A 23,841-nucleotide genomic window follows, 5' to 3' on the forward strand; every position below is an offset into this window, starting at 1 on the left:
TAACAATACAAACATGAAAAATTTTGCCCCATCATGCACCGTTCGCCATACCTTACTGGGTGCTGCACTGCTATTTACGATGACGAATCTTGCACAAGCTAATGAGCCATTTCCGAATAGCCCGATCCCTGCTGTGCCTGATATTGATGCCGAAGCTTATATTCTGATTGATTACAATTCAGGTAAAGTGCTTGCTGAAAAAAATGCCGATCAACGCCGTGATCCTGCCAGTTTGACTAAGATGATGACCAGTTATGTTATTGGTCAAGCGATCAAGTCAGGAAAAATTGGTGCAGAAGATATCGTCACTGTTAATGAAGATGCTTGGGCTACAGGTAACCCAATATTTAAAGGGTCGTCGTTGATGTTCTTGAAACCCGGCGATCGTGTCAGCGTTTCTCAATTAACTCGTGGTATTAACTTACAGTCAGGTAACGATGCGTGTGTTGCAATGGCCGATTATGTGGCTGGCGATCAGGCGAATTTCGTTCAATTGATGAATGGCTACGTGAGTAAGCTTGGGTTACAAAATACGCATTTTAAAACCGTTCATGGATTAGATGCCGAAGGTCAATATAGCTCAGCTCGTGATATGGCTTTGATTGGTCAGGCGTTAATCCGTGATGTTCCGGATGAATATGCTATCTACAAAGAGAAAGAATTCACTTTTAATAACATTCGCCAAACCAACCGTAATGGACTGTTATGGGATAAAAGTTTGACGGTGGATGGAATTAAAACAGGCCACACGAATGCCGCGGGTTATAACCTTGTTGCTTCTGCAACTGAAGGTGAAATGCGCTTAATCTCTGCCGTCATGGGCGGTAAAAGCATGAAAGGCCGTGATGCCGAAAGCAAAAAATTGCTCACCTATGGTTTCCGCTTTTATGAAACAGTCAAACCATTACAAGCAGGCGTCGAGTTTGCGTCTGAACCCGTTTGGTTTGGCGATGAAAATAACGTCAAACTTGGTGTTACTGAGGACTTATTTTTAACCATCCCTCGTGGACGTTTGAAAGATCTGAAAGCAAGCTATGATATTTCAACACCTGAGTTGGAAGCTCCGCTGAAGAAAGGGCAAGCGGTTGGTACCATTAATTTCCAACTTGATGGTAAAACGATTGAGCAACGACCTCTAGTGGTACTTAAAGATGTCGAAGAAGGTGGCTTTTTCAGTCGTTTGATTGACTACATCAAATTACTCTTCCATCGTTGGTTTGGTTAACCCTTGAATCAAATAAACACCATCCCCATATAAGGTATATCTGACGTTTGAGGGATGTTTTTCCCTCAAACACTATTATTGTTATTAGGAGCGCACATGAAAACGAAATTAAACGAACTACTTGAGTTCCCATGCTCTTTCACTTACAAAGTGATGGGTTTAGCGGAACCTGAGCTGGTTGATCAGGTCGTTGAAGTGGTTCAGCGCCATGCTCCGGGCGACTATTCTCCAGAAGTGAAGCCAAGTAGCAAAGGCAATTACCACTCAGTTTCGATTACCATTAATGCAACGCATATTGAACAAATCGAAAAATTATATGAAGAGCTCGGTGCATTAGAACGCGTACGCATGGTTCTGTAATTTACCTTGTATCTTATAAAAAAGCCGAGTCGCAATAGCCACTCGGTTTTTTGCTATTATCTGCTATTGACATTATTTGTAGATTGCTATTACACAAAGTCTACAGGAATAACCTCTCTTTTTAGCTCGTTTAAAACGCTAATTTATGCTTCACCTTGTAAAAAACAACAAACAGCCGCCACTGTAACATTTTAATAACATGACAGAACTGGCGATAACCCGCGACCAGCGTTATACTACTCGCACATTTCTAATGTGGATGTTAAAACATTGTCAGCACGAACTATTATTGTACGTCAATTAGGGCTTGCCCCTTATCAAAGCGTTTCTGATGCGATGCACCAGTTCACTGAAAACCGCGACAAAGACACTCCAGATGAGCTATGGCTTGTCGAGCACCCGCGTGTCTTTACTCAAGGCCAAGCCGGTAAAGCAGAGCATGTTCTCGCGCCGGGTGATATTCCCGTCATCCAAAGTGATAGAGGGGGTCAAGTGACCTATCATGGACCGGGGCAACAGGTTATGTATGTCATGCTTGACCTTAAGCGTAACAAATTAGGCGTACGCGATTTGGTGACCGCACTCGAAAATACAGTCGTCAAGACGCTCGCTCATTATCACATCGACGCTTACCCGCGCCCTGATGCACCGGGAGTCTATGTCAATAGTGATAAAATCTGTTCTTTAGGATTACGTATACGAAAAGGCTGCTCTTTCCATGGACTCGCACTAAACATCAATATGGATCTTGAACCTTTTAATCGCATTAACCCCTGTGGCTACGCTCAATTGAAAATGACCCAAGTACGTGATTTCATACCTAATGTGACATTACAAGATGTTCAACCCGTGCTAATTGAACAGTTCTGTGACACACTGGGATTTCATATTGTTCAATAATGATGCTATAATTTTTTAACATTTTTAAAAAAAATTTTAATGGATAAGTAACGGCTCCCATACTTTACATTTCTAATAATCGACTTATCCAATGACTCAAAAAGATAACTGGAACCGGTATAATTATGAGTAAACCAATTCAGATAGAACGCGGAATTAAATATCGTGACGCCGATAAAATGGCGCTGATCCCTGTCAAAAACGTTGTCACTGAGCGTGAAGAAATTCTACGTAAACCTGATTGGATGAAAATTAGGTTGCCAGCCGATTCTACTCGCATTCAAGGGATCAAAGCGGCCATGCGCAAAAATGGTCTTCACTCCGTTTGTGAAGAGGCATCCTGCCCTAACCTATCTGAATGCTTTAACCACGGCACTGCAACTTTTATGATCCTTGGTGCAATCTGCACACGCCGTTGCCCATTCTGCGATGTTGCTCATGGTCGCCCGAATGCACCAGATGCTAATGAACCCGTTAAATTAGCCCAAACGATCAAAGATATGGGGTTACGTTATGTCGTCATCACCTCCGTTGACCGTGATGATTTACGTGATGGCGGTGCTCAGCATTTTGCTGATTGCATTAGCGCTATCCGTGAAAAAAACCCATCAATAAAAATTGAAACATTGGTTCCCGATTTTAGAGGAAGAATGGACCGTGCATTAGACATTCTCACGGCCACACCACCCGATGTTTTTAACCATAATCTTGAAAACGTACCACGTATCTATCGCCAAGTTCGCCCGGGTGCTAACTATGAATGGTCTTTAAAGTTACTTGAAAGATTTAAAGAAGCACACCCCGACATTCCAACTAAATCAGGCTTGATGGTTGGATTAGGTGAAACTAACGAAGAGATTATTGAAGTGATGCGTGACCTGCGTCGCCATGGAGTCACCATGTTGACACTCGGTCAGTATTTACAGCCAAGCCGTCATCACCTCCCCGTTAAACGTTATGTCAGCCCTGCTGAATTTGATGAAATGAAAGAAGAGGCACTGGCGATGGGCTTTACACACGCAGCCTGTGGCCCATTTGTACGCTCGTCTTATCACGCCGATCTACAAGCAAAAGGCGAAGAAGTTAAATAATCGCAAAACGTGTCATCATCTCTCTAAGGCCTCGATTTTCGAGGCTTTTCATTTTATATCTAACCATCAATGCTTGAATCTGTCGCCAGCCTCATTAACACATCCCTGAGACAGATGAATAGCTATAAACAATCCATAAACCCCATGCAAAATAAAACTCGCTCCAGTTAAACTGGAGCGAGTTTAGAGGCTGTTCGTTTCTATTTGTTGAAATTACAGAGAGACAACGTTTACAGCAGATGGGCCTTTAGCGCCTTCAGTGATTTCAAATTCAACTTTCTGACCTTCTGCTAGGGTTTTGAAACCTTCGCTCGCAATAGCAGAAAAGTGAACAAACACATCTTTGCTGCCATCTTCTGGAGTGATAAAACCGAAACCTTTAGACTCGTTGAACCACTTAACGTTACCTTTAACTTTAGACATCAAATTATTACCTTTAAAATAGAAATAGACACACCATCAGTGTCAAGCTCAGTACAACAGATATACAACTTACTTGTCTACAACCTAGATCACGAAAATTGACAAAAAGCATAAAAAAATATTATTTATCAGGATAAATTTCTAATTTAGCATGAATTATTCTTTATAATAGCAATTAATCCGAATAATAATATTACTGTTAGCCGACTATTTAGCATATTACTTTTCATGCTCTAATAACCAGCCTTTAATGTCTAAACCACCAGTATAACCGACTAGCTTGCCATCATGTCCTAACACACGATGGCAAGGAACAATCAAAGAAATTGGATTACGTGAATTCGCCATACCGACTGCTCGGCAATAGTTCACCGACCCCAATTTCAGTGCGAGGTCTTTATAGCTCCAGCGTTCCCCAAAAGGAATACTACAGAGATGACCCCATACTTTTTTTTGAAATTCAGTTCCTTGTGGATTTAATTTTACGGTGAACACTTTCCGCTTGTGGTTAAAATATTCTTCAAGTTCTTTTGCACATAATTGAGAATGTTCATTCTTGTGCTCAGGATGACTCTTTTGTTCAACAAAATAGATACTTGTCACCCCTTCATCATCTGCCGTAATTTGTACCCAAGGCTTAGGAAATTTTTCCGGTGTCGCCAAATATTGATGATACATAATATCCCCTTAAGAGAATGCCATTATCTGATCGTATATACAGTTATAAACTGTATTATTTCTACTTGGCAATGATATTTTTTCTTAGTCTTGATAACAGAACTATTCAAAACCTCAAAATTTAATTCCTCAACATAAATAATCACCTAGCCAATAATTAGAATAATTATCATTCAATATTGCCAATCCACTATATATTGTGTGGTTGAAAAAAATTAGATCTATATATAGTCTTTAAATACTAATCATCACACTACTGATAGTCTTCAATACACTTAAAGGTACTCAATATGGCTGTTATTACAATTTATAGTAAACCCGACTGCGTGCAATGTAATGCGACTTACCAAGCCTTAGACCGTAAAAGTATTCCGTATCAAGTGGTCGATCTCACTCAAGATGATGAAGCCTTACAGTTTGTTCGTCAGTTAGGTTATCAACAAGTTCCTGTTGTCGTGGCAGATCAAGAACATTGGTCTGGTTTTCGTCCTGACATAATCAGCCGCCTTTCAGCTTAGGAGAGGGTTATGCAAACGGAATCACTGATCTACTTTTCGAGCCACTCAGGTAATTGCCATCGCTTTGTCGAAAAAGTTGGCCTTCCAGCAACCCGCTTACCTATCGGTGGACAGCAATGCGACATTATTGCGACGACACCATTTGTCCTCTTGCTACCGACTTATGGTGGTGGCGGAAGCCGCGGAGCGATACCAAAAGAAGTGATCCGTTTTCTTAATATTGAATCAAATCGGCAGCTCATTCGAGGAGTTATCGCGGCGGGTAATACGAATTTTGGCGAGGCCTATGCCATTGCTGGCGATATCATCGCGAGCAAGTGCCAAGTCCCCTATTTGTATCGATTTGAATTATTAGGCACGGAGCGCGATGTACAACGTGTCCGTGATGGACTAAACGCTTTTTGGCAACAAAAACATCATTAGAGCAAGTCAATGGAAAATACCAAAACTAAAGCCACTGTTGATTATCATGCACTTAATGCCATGCTGAACTTGTACAACAGTGCAGGCGAAATCCAGTTTGAAAAAGATCGCGAAGCCGCGCATCATTATTTTCGCCAACATGTAAACCAAAACACCGTTTTCTTTCATGATTTAAAAGAAAAACTCGACTTTTTAGTTAACGAAAACTATTACGAGCCACAACTCCTTGAGCAATATGACTTTGCCTTTATTAAAACGCTTTTTAAGCAAGCCTATGCACACAAGTTTCGTTTTCAAACCTTTTTAGGTGCGTTCAAATACTATACAAGCTATACCTTAAAAACGTTCGATGGCAAACGTTATCTTGAGCGTTATGAAGATCGTGTATGTATGGTCGCCCTCACCCTTGCACAGGGAAATCAGGCACTAGCAAGCTCTTTGGTTGATGAAATCATTAGCGGACGCTTTCAACCGGCAACTCCGACGTTCTTGAATTGCGGAAAAAAGCAGCGTGGAGAACTGGTTTCCTGTTTTTTACTGCGCATTGAAGACAATATGGAATCTATTGGTCGCTCCGTTAACTCGGCTCTTCAATTATCCAAACGTGGCGGCGGCGTCGCTTTTCTGATGACCAATTTGCGTGAGCAAGGAGCACCAATAAAACTTATTGAAAATCAGTCATCTGGCGTCGTTCCTGTCATGAAAATGTTGGAGGATGCCTTTTCATATGCCAATCAATTAGGTGCCCGACAAGGCGCGGGGGCCGTGTATTTACATGCCCACCACCCTGATATAATGCGTTTTCTCGATACTAAAAGAGAAAACGCGGATGAAAAAATTCGCATTAAAACATTATCATTAGGCGTCGTCATTCCTGACATTACCTTTCAGTTAGCCAAAGAAAACAAAGAGATGTATCTATTCTCGCCTTATGATATTGAGCGAGAGTATGGTGTCCCGATGTCAGAAATCAGTGTGACTGATAAATATCATGAGATGGTGAATAATAAAGCCATCAAAAAATATAAAATTAATGCTCGCGAATTCTTCCAAACGCTCGCCGAGATACAGTTTGAATCTGGCTATCCGTATATTTTATTTGAAGATACCGCCAATCGTGCTAATCCCATCGCTGGCCGTATTAATATGAGCAATCTGTGTTCAGAAATTCTGCAAGTTAATCGCCCTAGCATCTATGAAGACGATTTAAGCTATCGAGAAATTGGAAAAGATATCAGTTGTAACTTAGGCTCCATGAATATTGCCAAAATGATGGACTCCCCTAATTTTGCCCACTCAATAGACATAGCAATTAGAGCATTAACCGCCGTTTCTGATATGAGCTATATCCGTTCAGTGCCTTCAATCGAACAAGGCAATCATCAATCGCATGCAATCGGCCTTGGGCAAATGAACTTACACGGCTATCTCGCAAGAGAGCGAATTCATTATGGCTCAGAAGAAGCGCTCGACTTTACCAATATCTATTTTTATACCATCACCTATCATGCACTAAGAATATCGAACCAATTAGCGATTGAGCGTAAAGAGGCTTTCAAAGGCTTTGAAGATTCAGATTATGCGAATGGTCGCTATTTCGATAAATATATCAACCAAAGTTGGTTAGCAAAAACACAAACCGTTCAGGAATTATTCCGACGTTCGGGCATCGAAATTCCAACTCAAGAGGATTGGCAATCACTTAAGCAATCCGTGATGGAACACGGTATTTATAACCAAAATCTACAAGCCATCCCTCCAACAGGGTCCATCTCTTACATTAATAACTCAACATCGAGCATTCATCCAATTGTTGCTCGAATTGAAATCCGTAAAGAAGGCAAAATTGGACGTGTCTATTATCCTGCGCCTTTTATGAACAATGATAATCTTGAATATTATCAAGATGCTTACCAAATTGGACCTGAAAAAATCATCGATACCTATGCGGTTGCCACTCAGCATGTCGATCAGGGGTTATCTCTCACTTTATTTTTTAAAGATGACGCGACCACGCGAGATATTAATCGAGCGCAAATTTATGCCTGGCGTAAAGGGATAAAAACACTGTACTACATTCGGCTTCGCCAAACGGCCTTAGAAGGCACAGAAATTGATGGTTGTGTTTCATGTACGCTTTAAAAGGAAAATCAGTATGACTACGCAAATTTCATCTGCTACCGTTAAAGCGATTAACTGGAATCGCATAGAAGATGATAAAGACCTTGAAGTCTGGAATCGGTTAACCACCAATTTTTGGTTACCAGAAAAAATTCCTTTATCGAATGATATTCCTTCGTGGAATACGCTAACGGCTGCCGAGCAACAACTCACAATTAGAGTTTTTACTGGGCTTACACTACTCGACACGATTCAAAATACCGTGGGTGCGCCAAGTTTAATGCCCGACGCCCTTACGCCACATGAAGAAGCCGTTCTGTCAAATATCAGTTTTATGGAAGCGGTACATGCTCGCTCCTATAGCTCTATTTTTTCAACGCTGTGTTCTACCACCGATGTGGATGATGCCTATCGCTGGAGTGAAGAAAACTCTGCGTTACAAAATAAAGCCAAGATTATCTTATCTTATTATTGTGATACTCATCCATTAAAGAAAAAAGTGGCCAGTGTATTTTTAGAGTCATTCTTATTCTATTCTGGCTTCTATTTACCCATGTATTGGTCCAGTCGAGGTAAATTAACCAATACTGCCGATCTCATCCGATTGATTATCCGTGATGAGGCAATTCATGGCTATTATATAGGCTATAAATTTCAAAAATCATTATTCAATTATGATGAAAAAACTCAAGCAGAAATTAAAGAGTTTACCTTTTCATTACTTTTTGATTTATATGAAAATGAAGTGAATTATACGCAAGAATTATATGACTCCGTAGGATGGACGGAAGATGTGAAAAAATTCCTCCATTATAATGCCAATAAAGCCTTAATGAATTTAGGTTATGAGGCATTATTTCCCGATATAGTGACTGATGTAAGCCCGGCTATATTATCGGCACTCTCACCCGATGCTAATGAAAATCACGATTTCTTTTCTGGTTCTGGTTCTTCATATGTGATTGGTAAAGCGGTAAGTACAGAAGATGATGATTGGGACTTCTAATCAATCAATTTAGTTAACCCATCCCTTTATAAACAACAAAAAAACTATCTAGCTGAATAATATGGACTTTATTTTGATAGATAGTTTTTGGTTCAAAAAACGCTCAAATCACTTCGAAATTAACATGCTTTCCTGTTAAATAATTCATTTTTTATAGCCATATCAAATAACATTTCTTCAATAAAGATAGTTACACACAAAAATTGATAAGCAACACTAATCATTTGGCATTTATTTTTAAATTATTTCTATTTTTATTTTCAAAAAGACCTAAGCGTTAAAATAAACACTTTTTCTTTTTCATTATTACTTCAAATTCTGTTTTAAAAACAAAATAACTTCAAACACAACATAAAGTTAACATGTATATCTGAATTCAGGGTATTTATATATTGAAACGAATAAAAGTACCACTTTACTCAATTTAATCGCTAAATAACTCGCTATTTTTTGATTAATAGTCCTTAACCTAGGGTTGTCAGCACAATTTATTATGCTAGGTTATATTGCTTGTTTATTTTTCTAATAATTTAAAATGGAGTCATTCAAATTAAGCCATAATTATTAAATTCACTTTTAAAATAATAGGAATATCTACCCTTAATATTTTCAACCAATAGTCTAAAGCGTTAATTCGAATTTTGAGTCGCCCTATAAAAATCAGCTTCAATTCGATACCAGCTTTGAGTCATTTATTAATTGAAAAATGGGTAATCACTGTATGCCAATAAAATTAGAAGTTAAAAACTTATATAAAATTTTTGGGGAACATCCGGATCACGCGTTCAAACTTTTAGAATCGGGAATGGACAAAGATGACATCTTTGAAAAAACGGGTCAAACCGTGGGTGTTCAAAATGCCAATTTAGCCATTGAAGAAGGTGAAATCTTTGTTGTTATGGGACTTTCAGGATCAGGAAAGTCAACATTAGTACGTTTACTCAATCGACTGATCGAACCCACCAGCGGGCAAGTACTGATTGACGGAGAAGATATCTCTAATATCTCTGACAAGGCCTTACGTCAGGTCAGAAGAACAAAAATTAGTATGGTTTTCCAATCCTTTGCATTAATGCCCCATATGAATGTCATTGATAATACCGCTTTCGGTATGACGCTTTCTGGTATCCCTAAAGAAGAGCGCCATAAAAAAGCGATGGATGCCCTCCACCAAGTCAACCTTGAAAAATGGGCTTATTCTTATCCCGATGAATTATCCGGTGGGATGAGGCAACGTATCGGTCTAGCGCGAGCGCTAGCAAATGACCCAGATATTTTGTTGATGGATGAAGCTTTTTCAGCGCTTGATCCTTTGATTCGAACTGAAATGCAAGACGAGCTACTCTCTCTTCAGGGCGACAAGCAACGCACTATTGTGTTTATTTCTCACGACCTTGACGAAGCGATGCGTATCGGTGATCGGATCGCCATTATGCAAGGCGGCGTTATCGTTCAAACAGGTACACCAGACGAAATATTAAATAATCCCGCTAATGATTACGTCAAAACCTTCTTCCGTGGTGTCGATATTAGCCAAGTCTTTAGTGCCAAAGATATTGCCCGCAGAAGAGCCGATGCATTACTACACATCGCGCCAGGTTTTGGTCCTCGCTCAGCCCTCAAAGTGCTTAATGACGACGACCGTCAATATGGCTATCTACTTTCACGAGGCCATACCTTTGCTGGGGTCGTTTCTATCGAGTCATTAGAAAAAGCATTACAACAGAAACAAGGTATTGAAGCTGCTGTCATCACCAGTATCGAGCCAATCCAAGGTGATACACCTCTCAACGAGGTGATTTCAACGGTTGCGCAAGCTCCCTGTGCTGTTCCTGTGATCAATGAGAAAAACCGCTATCTTGGTGTGATCTCAAAAGGAATGCTGCTACAGGCACTGGATAAGGAGACATCAAATGAGCAATAACACACAAGAGCATAAAAATGACCATCAAGACCCATGGGCAGATGCGCAGGTCGATGAAACCTCAAAGCAAGAGGGGACAACAGAAACCAATACAGAAAGTGACCCATGGGCAATGAGCTCAGACAATCAGGCCTCAACGGATAGCGATCCTTGGGGGAATGCCACAGATACGTCTACACCGGCTGACACAGGGGGGAGTGATTGGCTTGATGCCGCACCAGCTGACAGTATTGTGCCTGAACATTTCAATATCATGGATCCTTTCCAGCAGACACTGATCCCTCTTGATTCTTGGGTTACTGAAGCAATTGATTGGATCGTATTACATTTTCGCCCTGTTTTTCAGGGTATCCGTATTCCAATTGATTTCATCCTCAGTGGTTTTGAACAATTTTTAACCTCCCTACCTTCGCCCGTAGCGATTATCTTATTTGCATTAATAGCATGGCAACTGTCAGGCCGTATGATGGGAGTTGCAACGCTGATATCGATGATTGTGATCGGTGCTATCGGCGCTTGGTCTGAGGCTATGGTGACGCTTTCTTTAGTACTCACCTCTCTCTTCTTTTGTTTGATCATTGGGCTACCACTCGGGATTTGGTTGGCGCGTAGTGACAAAGCCGCCAGCGTTGTTAGGCCAATACTCGATGCCATGCAAACAACCCCAGCCTTCGTTTACTTAGTACCTATTGTTATGCTTTTTGGTATTGGTAACGTCCCGGGCGTTGTCGTCACAATCATCTTTGCTTTGCCTCCGATTATCCGCCTCACCATCTTAGGCATTAAACAAGTTCCTGCTGACCTAATTGAAGCGGCGGAATCTTTCGGTGCAAGTCCTAGCCAACTGCTGTTTAAAGTCCAACTCCCTTTGGCAATGCCGACCATCATGGCCGGGGTAAACCAAACCTTGATGTTGGCGCTTTCGATGGTTGTTATTGCATCGATGATTGCCGTCGGTGGCTTAGGACAAATGGTACTACGCGGTATTGGTCGCCTTGATATGGGACTGGCTTCTGTCGGCGGTGTCGGCATTGTTGTACTGGCTATCGTCCTTGACCGATTAACGCAATCCCTAGGCCAAAAATCGCGTAACAAACAGTCTACTCGCTGGTACCAACACGGCCCAATAGGCCTAATCACCCGACCATTTAGTAAAAAATCGAATTAATTTTTAATTCCCTATTCACGATAGAGCCGTCAATGCGGCTCGTCGCTTGCAAAGGCAAGCCAAAACGACAAACAGAGGTATCAATAATGAAAAAACCGATGATATTGGCAACAGCCCTGACGACCTTACTTGCCGTTCCACTCGCTAATGCAGAAGATCTGCCTGGTAAAGGAATAAAAGTCACGCCAGTTCAAAGTACGATTAGCGAGGAAACGTTTCAAACATTGCTGGTAGCAAAAGCACTGGAAAAACTAGGTTATGAAGTCGAACCCATCAAAGAGGTTGACTATAACGTCGCCTATGCATCAATTGCGAATGGTGATGCAACCTATTTGGCGGTTAGTTGGGTGCCATTGCATGATGCTCAATATAATGCAGCCGGTGGGGATAAAGCCTTTTATCGCCAAGGTGATTATGTGGTTAATGCCGCTCAAGGCTACCTAATCGATAAAAAAACCGCTGAAAAATATAACATCACCAATATTGAGCAACTAAAAGATCCTAAAATTGCCAAGTTATTCGATACTAACGGCAATAATAAGGCGGATTTAACTGGTTGTAATCCGGGTTGGGGGTGTGAAGCCGCAATCAATAATCATTTAAAAGCGTATGATTTAGAAAAAACCGTTGAACACAATCAAGGCAACTATGCGGCCATGATGGCAGATACCATCACACGCTACAAAGAAGGCAAGCCTATTCTCTATTATACATGGACTCCTTATTGGATCAGTGATGTACTCAAACCCGGTCGTGATGTTGTTTGGCTAGAAGTTCCTTTCTCTTCGATGCCTAATAATGACAAAACAGAGACTAAACTGCCGAATGGTAAAAATTATGGTTTCCCACCAAATACGATGCATATCGCGGCAAATAAAAAATGGGCGGAAGATAACCCAGCAGCCGCTAAGCTATTTGAAATCATGAAACTGCCTATTGCCGATATTAATGCTCAAAATTTAAGAATGCATAACGGAGAAGCTTCACAGTCCGACATCCGCCGTCATACAGATGCGTGGATCAAAGCCCATCAATCCACCTTTGATGGTTGGGTCGAGGAAGCGCGAAAAGCGGCTGAAAAATAGTCTCAATCGCTAATCTGACTTCTAAGCCACCGCATTAGGTGGCTTTTTTTCGTTAATGAATAAATGACACTCGCTAACGCTAATCGACTCGTATTCTCATCACTCACCTGAAACCGGCTCATTAATTGATAAAATGTTCCAATGACATCGCTAAAAATTGTTTATAGTAGTGACCTTATGAATAATGAGTAGATAATGAATGAATAAAGCACCACAAGCAGAACTCACGACAGGTTTAGTTATCTTAATGGCCATTGCGACAGGCCTTGTCGTGGCAAGTAACTACTACGCACAACCCCTTCTGGAAACCATCGCAACACAGTTTAACCTGACAACCAACATGGCAGGCTTTATTGTCACCGCCGCCCAGTTAGGCTATGCCGTTGGCTTACTATTTTTAGTGCCTCTAGGGGATATCTTTGAACGCAAGCGTCTCATTTTAGTAATGACCACCTTGTCTGCCATCGGCCTACTCATTACAGCGCTATCTAATAATGTATGGCAAATACTTTTAGGAACTGCGCTTACAGGGCTATTTTCTGTTGTCGCTCAAGTTTTAATTCCCATGGCCGCAACCCTGGCAAAACCGCATCAAAGAGGAAAATCTGTCGGCATTATCATGAGTGGATTACTCTTAGGAATATTACTGGCCAGAACTATTTCAGGGGCAGTAGCAATGATCGGTGGATGGCGAACCATCTATTGGGTCGCTTTTGGGTTATTAATTATTTTGATTATTGTGCTTTCATTTAAGTTGCCACGTTATCACCAAAAAACAGAACTCAATTATTTTCAGCTATTACTTTCAATTGGTCGCCTATTTTGTGGAACGCCTGTGTTAGCCGTTCGCGCACTATTGGGGGCTTTGTCTTTTGCCAACTTCGCACTACTTTGGACGGCAATGGCTTTCTTGCTTGCAAGCCCCCCATTTCGTTTTTCAGAAGGCACCATAGGACTGTTTGGTTTAGTTGGGGCCGCTGGGGCGTTGATGGCTTCACAAGCGGGCCATTTGGTGGATAAAGGTAAAGGCAAGCGAGTCACGACGATTGGATTGATTCTCTTATTTCTGTCGTGGATACCCATTGGATTTGCCAAAGACTCTCTGATTGCTTTTATTATAGGCGTGTTAATTCTGGATCTTGCCATTCAAGCGGTTCATGTCACCAATCAAAGTACTTTGTATCGCATCCTCCCCGAGGCGCGCAATCGTATCACCGCGGGTTATATGACCAGCTATTTTATTGGTGGTGCTCTTGGCTCTTTATTATCTGGCTATGCTTATGAACAAGCCAGCTGGGAAGGGGTTGTGGTATGCGGAGCAGTATTATCTGTCGTTAGTTTGGTGATTTGGGCGATAGGATCGCGCTTCGATCCCGCCATATACCCATCAGATGAATAAAAGGTATTCGTTGAGAGTGACTGCGCTTCAGGAGCTCTCAACGAATTGAAAGCACAAACATCAGTAAATGTAATATATTGAAATACTCCTCTCGTATTTACTCCCCTCATCTTTCTCTATCGCCTCCCCATCACAATCACAAATTTTTACCGATGGTTTTATTTTGTAATAGTTACATAGGCAAAAATCATCAAATAACACAATTAAACAAAAAATGTCGCTCAATATAAAGTTACAATTTAGTTTCTAATTATGACTATTACCCAATGGTATGATGATCAATGAGTTAGTTTCCACTTGATTTTATATAGCTGATAGATGAAAGGTTTACAAATCCTGTTGAATAATGAATGTAACCGTAGTTTAGATCGTAATTACATGATTTTATTTTGTTTTACTCTGTGACTATCAGCCTTAAAAATAAAATAAAATGATTATTTTACTCCTATAAACTAATTTAAAAGGCAGAATGATAGAATTACGCTATACTAAACCGAGTAAATTACATTCATAAAATTTATGAATTATGTATCATTATCAAAATAAATTTGATGATATCAATTAACTACAATTGCTAATTTTAGCTTTTGATATACCATTTAGATGGTTGATGACAGTTGTAATCTTACCAACTGAAACTAATAAGGTATCTAAATAATGGAAAGTTCATTTACTCCGACAGAAGAGCTATTAAATGCTCGTGTCGCACAGCAAAATTCGCATAACAATCCTATTCCCTATCAGGAGATCCTCCTAACGCGTCTTTGTATGCATGTTCATGGTAAACTCCTTGAGTCACGTAACAATATGCTCAAGGCACAAGGGATTAACGAAACACTGTTTATGGCGTTAATGATCCTAGATACAAAAGATTCTCGAAGTATTCAACCTTCTGAGCTAAGTGCAGCTTTAGGTTCTTCACGAACCAATGCAACGCGTATCGCTGATGAGTTAGAAAAAAATGGTTGGATTGAGCGTAAGGAAAGTCACAATGACCGCCGGTGCTTACATCTTCACCTGACTGAAAAAGGCTCTGAGTTTTTAGCTGGGTTACTTCCGCCTCAGCACACTGCCTTAAAAGATATTTGGTCTGTATTAGAGCTAGAAGAGCAACAACAACTCAACAAATTGATGCGTAAGTTACTAATTAAGCTAGATACTGTTAAAGATTATAGCAATTATTAACCACTATAATTTTGTGGGTAATGTATTTGAGGCATTTATAAGCTAAAAGACGAAAAAAGACTTTTCTGTCTGAAAGATTTCGCTATCCTTTCTATCTTGTGCTTAAGATATCCCATCAAGCAAATATATCAGTTGTTGTCTCAGTTTCCAGTGGTTAGCGCTAACTACTGGGAACATTCGTGATCTAAAATGCCGATGAGCGGAGAACACCAGAATGAGTGCCCATGAGGAAATTCAATCAACCCCTAATCAACACCCTAATAAAAAAAGAAAACGCAGAAATGCTTTACTATTTCTCACCTTCCTTTTTATTGTCGTGGGTGTTGGCTGGGCTATCTACTGGTTCTTCGTCTTACGTCATTATGAAACGACTGATAATGCCTATGTAGCAGGCAATCAAGTCCAGATACAGTCACAAATATCGGGGAGTGTTATGACGGTTAACGTCGATAACACAGATTATGTGAAAAGTGGCACAATCTTAGTTGAACTCGATCCTAGAGATGCCCAGCTAGCTTTAGCAAAAGCGAAAACAACGCTCGCAAACAGTGTTCGCCAAACCCATCAACAAATCGTAAATAGCCGTCAATATCAAGCGAACATTGATATGAAACGCTCTGAATTAGTGCGACTGCAAAATGATTTAAAACGTCGTGAAGTTCTTGGCAGCAGTAATCTCATTGGTAAGGAAGAATTGCAACACGCGCGAGAAGCTGTTGTGAGCGCCAAAGCCGCTCTTGAAGTTGCCATTGAACAATTGAATGCAAATAATGCCATCATCCTAGATACCCCATTAGCCAAACAACCTGCCGTCGAAGCTGCCGCCACAGAGGTGAGAAATACATGGTTGGCGTTACAGCGGACAAAAATTGTCAGCCCTGTTGATGGTTATGTTTCACGCCGTAGCGTACAAGTAGGCTCACAAATCACGACCGCAACACCGTTGATGGCCATCGTGCCTTCTGAGGGAATGTGGATCGATGCTAATTTTAAAGAAACTCAATTGGCTGATATGCGCATTGGTCAACCAGCCAAAGTCACTACGGACTTCTACGGCAAAAATATCACTTTCAACGGCACTGTTGTTGGATTAGATATGGGAACTGGTAGCGCGTTTTCTTTACTGCCAGCTCAAAATGCGACAGGAAACTGGATTAAAGTCGTTCAACGTTTACCGGTACGCATTGCATTAGACCCAACACAATTGGAACAATATCCATTACGTATTGGTCTATCCACAGAAGTGACCGTTGATACGCTTAATAAAGATGGCAAAGTGCTTTCAAAAGGTCTGCGTGATGCTCCGGCCTACCATACCTCTGCACTGGCGATTGATATGTCTCCTGCGGACAAAATAGTTACTGATATTATTAATAGTAACTCAGGCAACAAATAATCTGAGGTGTAATTGTGACAAATGCGCCTTTAACAGGATCTAAACTTGCATGGATGACGATAGCCCTCTCGCTCGCCACCTTTATGCAAGTTTTGGACTCAACGATTGCGAACGTTGCCATCCCTACAATCGCGGGTAATCTCGGCGCCTCGAACTCTCAGGGGACTTGGGTCATTACCTCATTTGGCGTGGCCAATGCAATCTCAATCCCTATAACGGGATGGCTTGCTCGTAGAATTGGTGAAGTACGATTATTTTTATGGTCTACGGGTCTCTTTGCTCTTACTTCATGGTTATGCGGCATCTCTGGTAGCTTAGAGATGCTTATTTTATTTCGTGTATTACAAGGGCTTGTCGCTGGCCCCCTCATTCCTTTATCACAAAGTTTATTGCTTAATAACTATCCACCAGCAAAACGTAATATGGCGTTAGCATTGTGGTCAATGACCATCGTGATTGCCCCCATTTGTGGGCCAATACTTGGCGGTTATATTAGCGATAATTACCATTGGGGTTGGATATTCTTTATCAACGTCCCCTTTAGTATTGCAATTATTTTTGCCATCATGCAGACACTAAAAGGTCGTGAAACAAAAATTTCTATTCAACCTATTGATACTATTGGCTTAGTGCTATTAGTGGTTGGAATTGGTGCTCTGCAAATTATGTTAGACCAAGGAAAAGAACTGGATTGGTTTAACTCTACTGAAATTATTGTTCTTACTATCGTTGCTGTCGTTGCCATTTCGTTCTTAATTGTTTGGGAGCTGACTGATGACCATCCAGTCATTGACCTTTCACTCTTTAAAGAGCGGAACTTTACGATCGGTTGCTTATCACTCAGTCTCGCTTATATGCTCTATTTCGGCACCATCGTACTACTGCCTCAATTATTGCAGGAAGTCTATGGCTATACCGCAACATGGGCGGGGCTTGCCTCAGCCCCTGTCGGTCTCTTACCTTTACTGATCACGCCAATCATTGGTCGTTTTGGTAATCGGATTGATATGCGCTATATCGTTACGTTCAGCTTTATTATTTATGCTGTTTGTTACTACTGGCGAGCCTATACGTTTGAGCCTGATATGGGATTTGCCGCGGCAGCATGGCCACAATTCGTACAAGGGCTCGCAATCGCGTGTTTCTTCATGCCTTTAACAACCATTACGTTATCAGGGCTACCCCCTGAAAAAATGGCGTCGGCATCGAGTTTATCCAACTTTACACGTACGTTAGCCGGCGCGATAGGCACATCGATCACCACCACGATGTGGACACAACGTGAAGCCATGCACCATGAGAATCTGACAGAATTTATCAACCCCTATAATCCAAATGCTCAGCATATGTATAGTGAATTGGCGCAAATGGGCATGAATGAACAGCAGAGTGCCGCTTATTTAGCGAAAACAATCACAGACCAAGGGCTGATCCTATCGGCAAATGAAATTTTTTGGTTATCAGCAGGGATCTTTATTTTACTTATGGTGATTGTTTGGTTTGCCAAACCGCCATTTGGTGCAGGTTCCAAAGGTGGCGGTGGCGCCCATTAGTGATGAATTAAGATCCTCGTTATTCCTTTGACTTGGATGACAGGATCTTAATGGTGAATGCCTTCATTTAGAGCAAATTGCGTGATTCTTTCTGCGGCGTCTTATACCCGATTCGCTCGGCCAAGAAATATCATCGTGAGCATGCGCTGCTTTATTGGCTAACGACCTACTTTCTATCTCACTTGCTGTATAGTTATTAGTACTCTTTAGTACAGTATGTTAGCGTTATGCATTCACCTGCTGACGCTAATTTCGAGATTACACTAATAGAGCAACAAGATTGCGTGAATTGGCGTTATCTTTGAAGCCCAACATAACAGGTAGCCGTATATTGGTATTGGCGGCTTATCTCGTGAAGAATTTAGGTAAACACAAGCATTGGCCTTCTTGACGGGTATGATGTTAAACGCCCTGAGACAGAAAAGTCGTTTTGCCATAAAAATACTGCATATAACCAGTCAGTTAAAAACTGTTTATATGCAGCTATATCATAAATGCGCGTGATTATTTGGCTTTATTTTGCTGCCACCATTGCGCCAGCATCACACCTGTCGCAACTGACACATTCAAACTTTCAACTTTACCTGTACCACCAATGTACAGACTCATATCGCCTTCGTTCCATACACTGTCACTTAGGCCATCACGTTCTTGCCCTAACACTAAAACCATTTTTTCAGGGAGCTGTGCTTTCGCAATATCTTGACTACCTTTATGGCTGGATGTCGTCACAATGGTATAACCGGCTTGACGGAAATGGTTCAGTGTATTGCTAAGCCCATCGGCATCAATTGCTTTGATATGCTCGGCCCCACCTTCTGCTGTACGGATCGCCGCTCCCGACTCCAGCATGCCAGCATCTTGTAGAATGACACCTTGTACACCAAAATGGGCGCAGCTACGCATAATGCCACCTAAGTTATGTGGGTTACCCACATCTTCAAGCGCAAGCACACAATCTTTCGCTGGTGCTTGTTGCAAATAGGTTTTAGCATCCATACCACCACGTTTTTTAATGATGAAACAGACACCACCATGATGTTCAGTTCCCGATGCTTTGGTTAGCTCTTCATCATCCACCACGTGGTAAGCTTTACGGTTTGCCGCCATCCATTTTAACGCATCACGAAAGCGTGGGGTCACTGACTGCAAGAACCAAGCTCGCACGATGGCATCAGGGCGGTTCTTAAACATGGCCTGACACGCGTTTTCGCCATAAATACGCGTTTCTTCTAAACGTTGCTTGCGCAATTGCTCAGGATCGATTTGGCTTTTGCCAGAAATACCACCATGATCATTCATCAGCTCATCACTGTTTGGCTTCGATACTGTGCGCCAAGCCGAACGTTCACGAGGTGACTGACCTCTTCTATCATCGGAGCGACCCGTACGTTCATGACGACGCCCGTCTCTTTTATCATGAGATCGCTTATTATCCTGTTGACGCTTACCTTTGCTATTGCCGTCATCTTGGCCTTCGCTACGGACATACATCACTTTTACTTTGCCATTCTTACCATTAAAATCATTCGAGTCGTTCATTGCTATCCCCTACAAAGCTATGGCGCGAAGATTACATGATGTTACCGAGCTACGCCACTGATTCCCACTATTATTGCATCTAAAAGATAGCGAATATACTGCTATCGTCATGCAACAGATTTACGTACAATACGCGCTTTGTTTTATCGATATCGAAAACCAACGCCCAACATGACTAAAAACGCCGTTTATACATTACGCCAAGAACGTTTAGCGACTTCAACAAAACCTTTTAAGGCGCGAGGGTGTCGGGTTAAGCGCTGTCAATACTGCTTGCTACCTATCCCTCAATGTCTGTGTCAAGATATCGCTCCAACTCAAGCCAAAAGTCAATTTTGTTTAGTCATGTATGATGGCGAAGTATTCAAGCCAAGTAATACCGGAAAACTAATTGCAGATATTTTACCCAATACGCTGGCTTTTCAGTGGTCAAGAACGGATCCTGCCCCTCAATTACTCGCTGCCATTCAAGATCCAACACGGCAGCCTTATATTATTTTCCCAGAAAGTTATTCCCAAAATGGCAGAACCGTCGTTAATCAACCGACAATTTCGGATAAACCGGCCTTATTTATTTTATTAGATGGTACATGGCCTGAAGCCCGTAAAATGTTTCGTAAAAGCCCTTATTTCGATAACATTCCCGTGCTGTCGATCAACACTAAAATACGTACTGATTACCTGTTACGCACCCCATCAAAAGAAGACCAACATTGCACCGCAGAAGTTGCAGCTACCCTCTTAGAATTGGCTGGTGACACCTCGGCTTCCGAACAGCTTTTTAAACATTTCAGCTTATTTAGAGATAAATATTTAGAAGGCAAACCTCATCATCCGCTCGCTAAACAGCTACAAGCAGAAAAAAGCTTAACTCATTGTGAGTAGAAAAAACCATTCACACTGTTTTAGGTTCATTAACAAATATGTAATTTGAAGATTGCGGCTGATTTAAAACGTGAACGTCATTAGATTATTCCATTAAATAATCAGGATAAACTGGCACTAATAACCCAATACGGCATAGTATTAGTTGGCATCTCTATATTCGTTGAGGGTGTTTTCGCTCACTAAAGCAAAAGGTTATCAGCCATGGGTTTACTGAGTCAGTTAGAATCGTTATTTAGACCGAAATCAATCGCGGTGATTGGTGCTTCTGAGAATCCGAATCGTGCAGGTTCGGTAATGATGAAAAACTTATTAACTAATGGTTTTAAGGGACCCATTCTCCCTGTCAATCCTAATCGAAGCTCTATACTTGGGGTACTCGCGTATCCCTCGATTGATAAGCTCCCTTTAAAGCCCGACCTTGCCGTTATCTGTACTCATCATTCCAAAAATCCTGATTGCTTAAGGCAACTAGGCGAATATGGCTGTAATGTCGTTATCGTTTTATCATCACCATCGATTCAATTTAATGAACTTAAAAAAATAGCCCAACAATATCAAATGCGCTTACTCGGCCCTAATAGCCTCGGTATTTTAGCGCCATGGCAAGGGCTTAATGCAAGTTTCTCCCCCATCCCCATTCTTAAGGGGAAACTCGCATTTATTTCTCAATCCGCAGCCGTGTCTAACACGGTATTAGACTGGGCTCGCCATCGTGATATTGGCTTCTCTTATTTTATTGCTCTGGGAGATAGCATCGACATTGATATTGACGATCTTCTAGACTATCTGGCTCGTGACAGTAAAACCAGTGCTATCCTGCTTTACCTTGAAAGTATCAGCGATGCTCGTCGTTTTCTGTCTGCGTCACGTAGCGCATCACGGAATAAGCCAATCCTTGTGATTAAAAGCGGCCGAACCCGTAAAGCCCAGCAGCTATTGGGCGAAAAACCGAGCCTTGATGCAGCTTACGATGCTGCTATTCAGCGAGCAGGCTTGCTGAGAGTACAAGATACTCATGAAATGTTTTCTGCTGTAGAAACATTGAGCTATATGACACCATTACGTGGGGAGCGTTTGTCCATTATCAGTAATGGCGCAGCTCCTGCCGCAATGGCGCTAGATGAACTATTACAGCGTAATGGTAAGCTAGCGACATTAAGTCAAGAAACGGAAAATGAACTAAGTTCGCTACTACCACTTGACCTATCAACCCAAAATCCTATTGATTTAGGTGATGATGCGACCGTTGATCGCTACATCGATGTTTTAAATAAAATGCTCGATAGCCATGATCATGATGCCCTATTGTTGATTTATACCCCCAGCGCGATAACAGACAGCAAAACCATGGCTGAAAAAGTGATAAAAACGATCAAACAGCATCCAAGGGGTAAATGGCTAACTATACTGACAAACTGGTGCGGTGAATATTCTTCACAAACGTCGCGTCGCCTCTTTAGTGAAGCCGGTATCCCAACCTATCGAACACCAGAAGGGGCAATAACGGCCTATATGCACATGGTTGAGTATCGCCGTAACCAAAAACAGTTAAAAGAAACACCGGCACTGCCAATTGGAATCACCGCTGATACCCAGCAGGCACATACCTATATTCAGCAAGCCCTACAAAATCACACACTTCATTTAGATACACATGAAGTTCAGCCCATTTTACGGGCATATGGCCTAAATAGCTTACCCACATGGATAGCTCATTCAAGTGAAGAAGCGATTGAAATAGCTGAAAAAATTGGTTATCCCGTTGCTTTAAAACTCCGCTCACCGGATATCGTACACAAGTCAGAAGTTCAGGGGGTTATGCTTTACTTACGTAATGCCAAAGAAGTCGGAGATGCGGCAAAAGCGATTATGGAACGTGTATCAACCAACTTTCCAAATGCGCGTATTGACGGCTTGCTTGTGCAAAGTATGGCAAACCGTGCTGGAGCGCAAGAATTACGTATTGCCGTTGAACTCGATCCGGTTTTTGGACCTTTAATTATGCTAGGTGAAGGGGGGGTTGAGTGGCAACAAGAAAGCCAAGCCGCCGTCGCCCTTCCTCCATTGAATTTGGCACTGGCTCGATATCTGGTCATTCAGGCGATTAAAGGGTATAAAATCAAAGCGCGAAGTGCGCTGGCCCCCTTAAATATTCCAGGTTTAGCAAGCTTACTGGTACGAGTTTCCAACCTAATCATTGATTGCCCAAACATTGCACGCCTTGATATCCATCCTTTGCTCGCTTCTGGTGATGAATTTACTTTGCTTGATGTTTCAATGACTTTAATTCCCGATCACGAAATTCAAAAATCAAGATTAGCGATTCGACCATATCCAAGTGAACTCGAAGAAACGATCGCATTAAAAGATGACCTCAGCTGTTTACTAAGGCCAATACTGCCAGAAGATGAGCCATTACTAAAATCGTTTATAGCGCAGGTTACTAAAGAAGATCTTTATTATCGATACTTTAGTGAAATTAGTGAGTTTACTCATGATGATCTCGCCAATATGACGCAAATAGATTATGACCGCGAAATGGCGTTTGTCGCCGTAAGAAATCAAGATTCAAACCCTGAAATTATTGGTGTCACACGTGCGATGGCGGATCCTGATAATCAAGAAGCTGAATTCGCTGTTCTTGTTAGATCGGATATGAAAGGATTAACACTTGGTTACCAACTCATGAGCAAGCTGCTGAGCTATACGCGCTCACATGGAATTAAAAAGCTTACCGCGATCACTATGCCTGAAAATCGCAACATGATCAGTTTAGCTAAAAAGCTAGGGTTTGACGTTGACCTTCAATTTGATGAAGGGGTTGTAAACTTAACATTACATTTATAAGTTATCGTCTTCGCCAATTTGTACAACAATTAAACGGAATTTTAATTTATACTAAATGGTTTGGCTAAATATGCTATCATCCATGGATCATTCGCTAACCTATACCCTA

General features: G+C 41.5%; 20 protein-coding genes. 17 read left to right on the forward strand and 3 right to left on the reverse strand.

Annotated elements, in window-relative coordinates:
* Positions 1 to 13: 13 nt before the first annotated feature.
* From dacA to lipA, 4 genes are all read left to right on the forward strand, one after another.
* A complete protein-coding gene (gene dacA, locus M1F03_RS14130) occupies positions 14 to 1,225 on the forward strand; it encodes a D-alanyl-D-alanine carboxypeptidase DacA (RefSeq protein WP_154622614.1) in 1,212 nt (403 codons plus the stop codon).
* 96 nt (positions 1,226 to 1,321) lie between these two features.
* A complete protein-coding gene (gene ybeD, locus M1F03_RS14135) occupies positions 1,322 to 1,585 on the forward strand; it encodes a DUF493 family protein YbeD (RefSeq protein WP_004917614.1) in 264 nt (87 codons plus the stop codon).
* 255 nt (positions 1,586 to 1,840) lie between these two features.
* Positions 1,841 to 2,485 carry a lipoyl(octanoyl) transferase LipB gene (gene lipB, locus M1F03_RS14140; RefSeq protein WP_163862816.1) on the forward strand — a complete coding sequence of 215 codons (645 nt, stop codon included), beginning with the start codon at positions 1,841 to 1,843 and terminating at the stop codon, positions 2,483 to 2,485.
* Between the two features lie 125 nt (positions 2,486 to 2,610).
* Entirely contained in the window at positions 2,611 to 3,576 is a 966-nt protein-coding gene (lipA, locus tag M1F03_RS14145; RefSeq protein ID WP_154622612.1) for a lipoyl synthase, read from the forward strand.
* A 213-nt stretch (positions 3,577 to 3,789) separates the two neighbouring features.
* Here lipA and cspE read toward each other — a convergent pair whose 3' ends face one another.
* Together cspE and M1F03_RS14155 are read right to left on the reverse strand one after the other, a co-directional pair.
* On the reverse strand, positions 3,790 to 3,999 hold the full coding sequence (gene cspE / locus M1F03_RS14150) for a transcription antiterminator/RNA stability regulator CspE (RefSeq protein WP_014657708.1): 210 nt from the start codon (positions 3,997 to 3,999) through the stop codon (positions 3,790 to 3,792).
* Between the two features lie 219 nt (positions 4,000 to 4,218).
* Positions 4,219 to 4,677, reverse strand: coding sequence for a methylated-DNA--[protein]-cysteine S-methyltransferase (locus tag M1F03_RS14155; protein WP_154622611.1), 459 nt, complete (start codon positions 4,675 to 4,677; stop codon positions 4,219 to 4,221).
* Between the two features lie 290 nt (positions 4,678 to 4,967).
* Here M1F03_RS14155 and nrdH point away from each other — a divergent pair, with 290 nt between their 5' ends.
* The 11 genes from nrdH (at position 4,968) to emrB (ending at position 18,455) form a co-directional block, all read left to right on the forward strand.
* A complete protein-coding gene (nrdH, locus tag M1F03_RS14160) occupies positions 4,968 to 5,195 on the forward strand; it encodes a glutaredoxin-like protein NrdH (protein WP_154622610.1) in 228 nt (75 codons plus the stop codon).
* 9 nt (positions 5,196 to 5,204) lie between these two features.
* Complete coding sequence (gene nrdI, locus M1F03_RS14165) at positions 5,205 to 5,618, forward strand: class Ib ribonucleoside-diphosphate reductase assembly flavoprotein NrdI (RefSeq protein ID WP_251464566.1); 414 nt, start codon at positions 5,205 to 5,207, stop codon at positions 5,616 to 5,618.
* 9 nt (positions 5,619 to 5,627) lie between these two features.
* A complete protein-coding gene (gene nrdE, locus M1F03_RS14170) occupies positions 5,628 to 7,760 on the forward strand; it encodes a class 1b ribonucleoside-diphosphate reductase subunit alpha (protein WP_154622608.1) in 2,133 nt (710 codons plus the stop codon).
* 13 nt (positions 7,761 to 7,773) lie between these two features.
* Entirely contained in the window at positions 7,774 to 8,745 is a 972-nt protein-coding gene (gene nrdF, locus M1F03_RS14175; protein WP_154622607.1) for a class 1b ribonucleoside-diphosphate reductase subunit beta, read from the forward strand.
* A gap of 721 nt (positions 8,746 to 9,466) precedes the next feature.
* Positions 9,467 to 10,669: a glycine betaine/L-proline ABC transporter ATP-binding protein ProV gene (gene proV, locus M1F03_RS14180; protein WP_154635681.1), complete on the forward strand. Its 1,203-nt coding sequence runs from the start codon at positions 9,467 to 9,469 to the stop codon at positions 10,667 to 10,669.
* Positions 10,659 to 11,837, forward strand: a complete 1,179-nt coding sequence (proW, locus tag M1F03_RS14185) for a glycine betaine/L-proline ABC transporter permease ProW (RefSeq protein ID WP_154624420.1) — start codon at positions 10,659 to 10,661, stop codon at positions 11,835 to 11,837. The genes proV and proW overlap by 11 nt, the downstream gene beginning before the upstream one ends.
* An 86-nt stretch (positions 11,838 to 11,923) precedes the next feature.
* On the forward strand, positions 11,924 to 12,922 hold the full coding sequence (proX, locus tag M1F03_RS14190; protein ID WP_154624421.1) for a glycine betaine/L-proline ABC transporter substrate-binding protein ProX: 999 nt from the start codon (positions 11,924 to 11,926) through the stop codon (positions 12,920 to 12,922).
* Between the two features lie 199 nt (positions 12,923 to 13,121).
* Entirely contained in the window at positions 13,122 to 14,321 is a 1,200-nt protein-coding gene (locus M1F03_RS14195) for an MFS transporter (RefSeq protein ID WP_154624422.1), read from the forward strand.
* 657 nt (positions 14,322 to 14,978) lie between these two features.
* Entirely contained in the window at positions 14,979 to 15,506 is a 528-nt protein-coding gene (mprA, locus tag M1F03_RS14200; protein WP_154624423.1) for a transcriptional repressor MprA, read from the forward strand.
* Positions 15,507 to 15,720: 214 nt separating this feature from the next.
* The gene (gene emrA / locus M1F03_RS14205; protein ID WP_318839956.1) at positions 15,721 to 16,902 is read left to right on the forward strand and encodes a multidrug efflux MFS transporter periplasmic adaptor subunit EmrA; all 1,182 of its coding nucleotides are present in this window, start codon (positions 15,721 to 15,723) and stop codon (positions 16,900 to 16,902) included.
* Between the two features lie 14 nt (positions 16,903 to 16,916).
* Positions 16,917 to 18,455 carry a multidrug efflux MFS transporter permease subunit EmrB gene (gene emrB, locus M1F03_RS14210; protein WP_163862822.1) on the forward strand — a complete coding sequence of 513 codons (1,539 nt, stop codon included), beginning with the start codon at positions 16,917 to 16,919 and terminating at the stop codon, positions 18,453 to 18,455.
* 504 nt (positions 18,456 to 18,959) lie between these two features.
* Here emrB and M1F03_RS14215 read toward each other — a convergent pair.
* Positions 18,960 to 19,997 (reverse strand): tRNA/rRNA methyltransferase, encoded by a 1,038-nt coding sequence (locus M1F03_RS14215; protein ID WP_318839957.1) that lies wholly within the window; start codon positions 19,995 to 19,997, stop codon positions 18,960 to 18,962.
* A 171-nt stretch (positions 19,998 to 20,168) separates the two neighbouring features.
* Here M1F03_RS14215 and M1F03_RS14220 point away from each other — a divergent pair, with 171 nt between their 5' ends.
* Complete coding sequence (locus M1F03_RS14220) at positions 20,169 to 20,882, forward strand: tRNA-uridine aminocarboxypropyltransferase (protein WP_318839958.1); 714 nt, start codon at positions 20,169 to 20,171, stop codon at positions 20,880 to 20,882.
* A gap of 213 nt (positions 20,883 to 21,095) precedes the next feature.
* Positions 21,096 to 23,732: a bifunctional acetate--CoA ligase family protein/GNAT family N-acetyltransferase gene (locus M1F03_RS14225; protein ID WP_251465311.1), complete on the forward strand. Its 2,637-nt coding sequence runs from the start codon at positions 21,096 to 21,098 to the stop codon at positions 23,730 to 23,732.
* The last annotated feature ends 109 nt before the right edge of the window (positions 23,733 to 23,841 follow it).

The organism is Providencia sp. PROV080, assembly GCF_033688105.1.
GTDB lineage: Bacteria > Pseudomonadota > Gammaproteobacteria > Enterobacterales > Enterobacteriaceae > Providencia > Providencia zhejiangensis.

What these genes read in the sequence shown, in the direction of transcription:
- dacA (WP_154622614.1), top strand. Translation starts at nt 14, where the DNA reads ATGAAAAATTTTGCCCCATCATGCACCGTTCGCCATACCTTACTGGGT.
- ybeD (WP_004917614.1), top strand. Translation starts at nt 1,322, where the DNA reads ATGAAAACGAAATTAAACGAACTACTTGAGTTCCCATGCTCTTTCACT.
- lipA (WP_154622612.1), top strand. Translation starts at nt 2,611, where the DNA reads ATGAGTAAACCAATTCAGATAGAACGCGGAATTAAATATCGTGACGCC.
- cspE (WP_014657708.1), bottom strand. Translation starts at nt 3,999, where the DNA reads ATGTCTAAAGTTAAAGGTAACGTTAAGTGGTTCAACGAGTCTAAAGGT.
- M1F03_RS14155 (WP_154622611.1), bottom strand. Translation starts at nt 4,677, where the DNA reads ATGTATCATCAATATTTGGCGACACCGGAAAAATTTCCTAAGCCTTGG.
- nrdH (WP_154622610.1), top strand. Translation starts at nt 4,968, where the DNA reads ATGGCTGTTATTACAATTTATAGTAAACCCGACTGCGTGCAATGTAAT.
- nrdI (WP_251464566.1), top strand. Translation starts at nt 5,205, where the DNA reads ATGCAAACGGAATCACTGATCTACTTTTCGAGCCACTCAGGTAATTGC.
- nrdE (WP_154622608.1), top strand. Translation starts at nt 5,628, where the DNA reads ATGGAAAATACCAAAACTAAAGCCACTGTTGATTATCATGCACTTAAT.
- nrdF (WP_154622607.1), top strand. Translation starts at nt 7,774, where the DNA reads ATGACTACGCAAATTTCATCTGCTACCGTTAAAGCGATTAACTGGAAT.
- proV (WP_154635681.1), top strand. Translation starts at nt 9,467, where the DNA reads ATGCCAATAAAATTAGAAGTTAAAAACTTATATAAAATTTTTGGGGAA.
- proW (WP_154624420.1), top strand. Translation starts at nt 10,659, where the DNA reads ATGAGCAATAACACACAAGAGCATAAAAATGACCATCAAGACCCATGG.
- proX (WP_154624421.1), top strand. Translation starts at nt 11,924, where the DNA reads ATGAAAAAACCGATGATATTGGCAACAGCCCTGACGACCTTACTTGCC.
- M1F03_RS14195 (WP_154624422.1), top strand. Translation starts at nt 13,122, where the DNA reads ATGAATAAAGCACCACAAGCAGAACTCACGACAGGTTTAGTTATCTTA.
- mprA (WP_154624423.1), top strand. Translation starts at nt 14,979, where the DNA reads ATGGAAAGTTCATTTACTCCGACAGAAGAGCTATTAAATGCTCGTGTC.
- emrA (WP_318839956.1), top strand. Translation starts at nt 15,721, where the DNA reads ATGAGTGCCCATGAGGAAATTCAATCAACCCCTAATCAACACCCTAAT.
- M1F03_RS14215 (WP_318839957.1), bottom strand. Translation starts at nt 19,997, where the DNA reads ATGAACGACTCGAATGATTTTAATGGTAAGAATGGCAAAGTAAAAGTG.
- M1F03_RS14220 (WP_318839958.1), top strand. Translation starts at nt 20,169, where the DNA reads ATGACTAAAAACGCCGTTTATACATTACGCCAAGAACGTTTAGCGACT.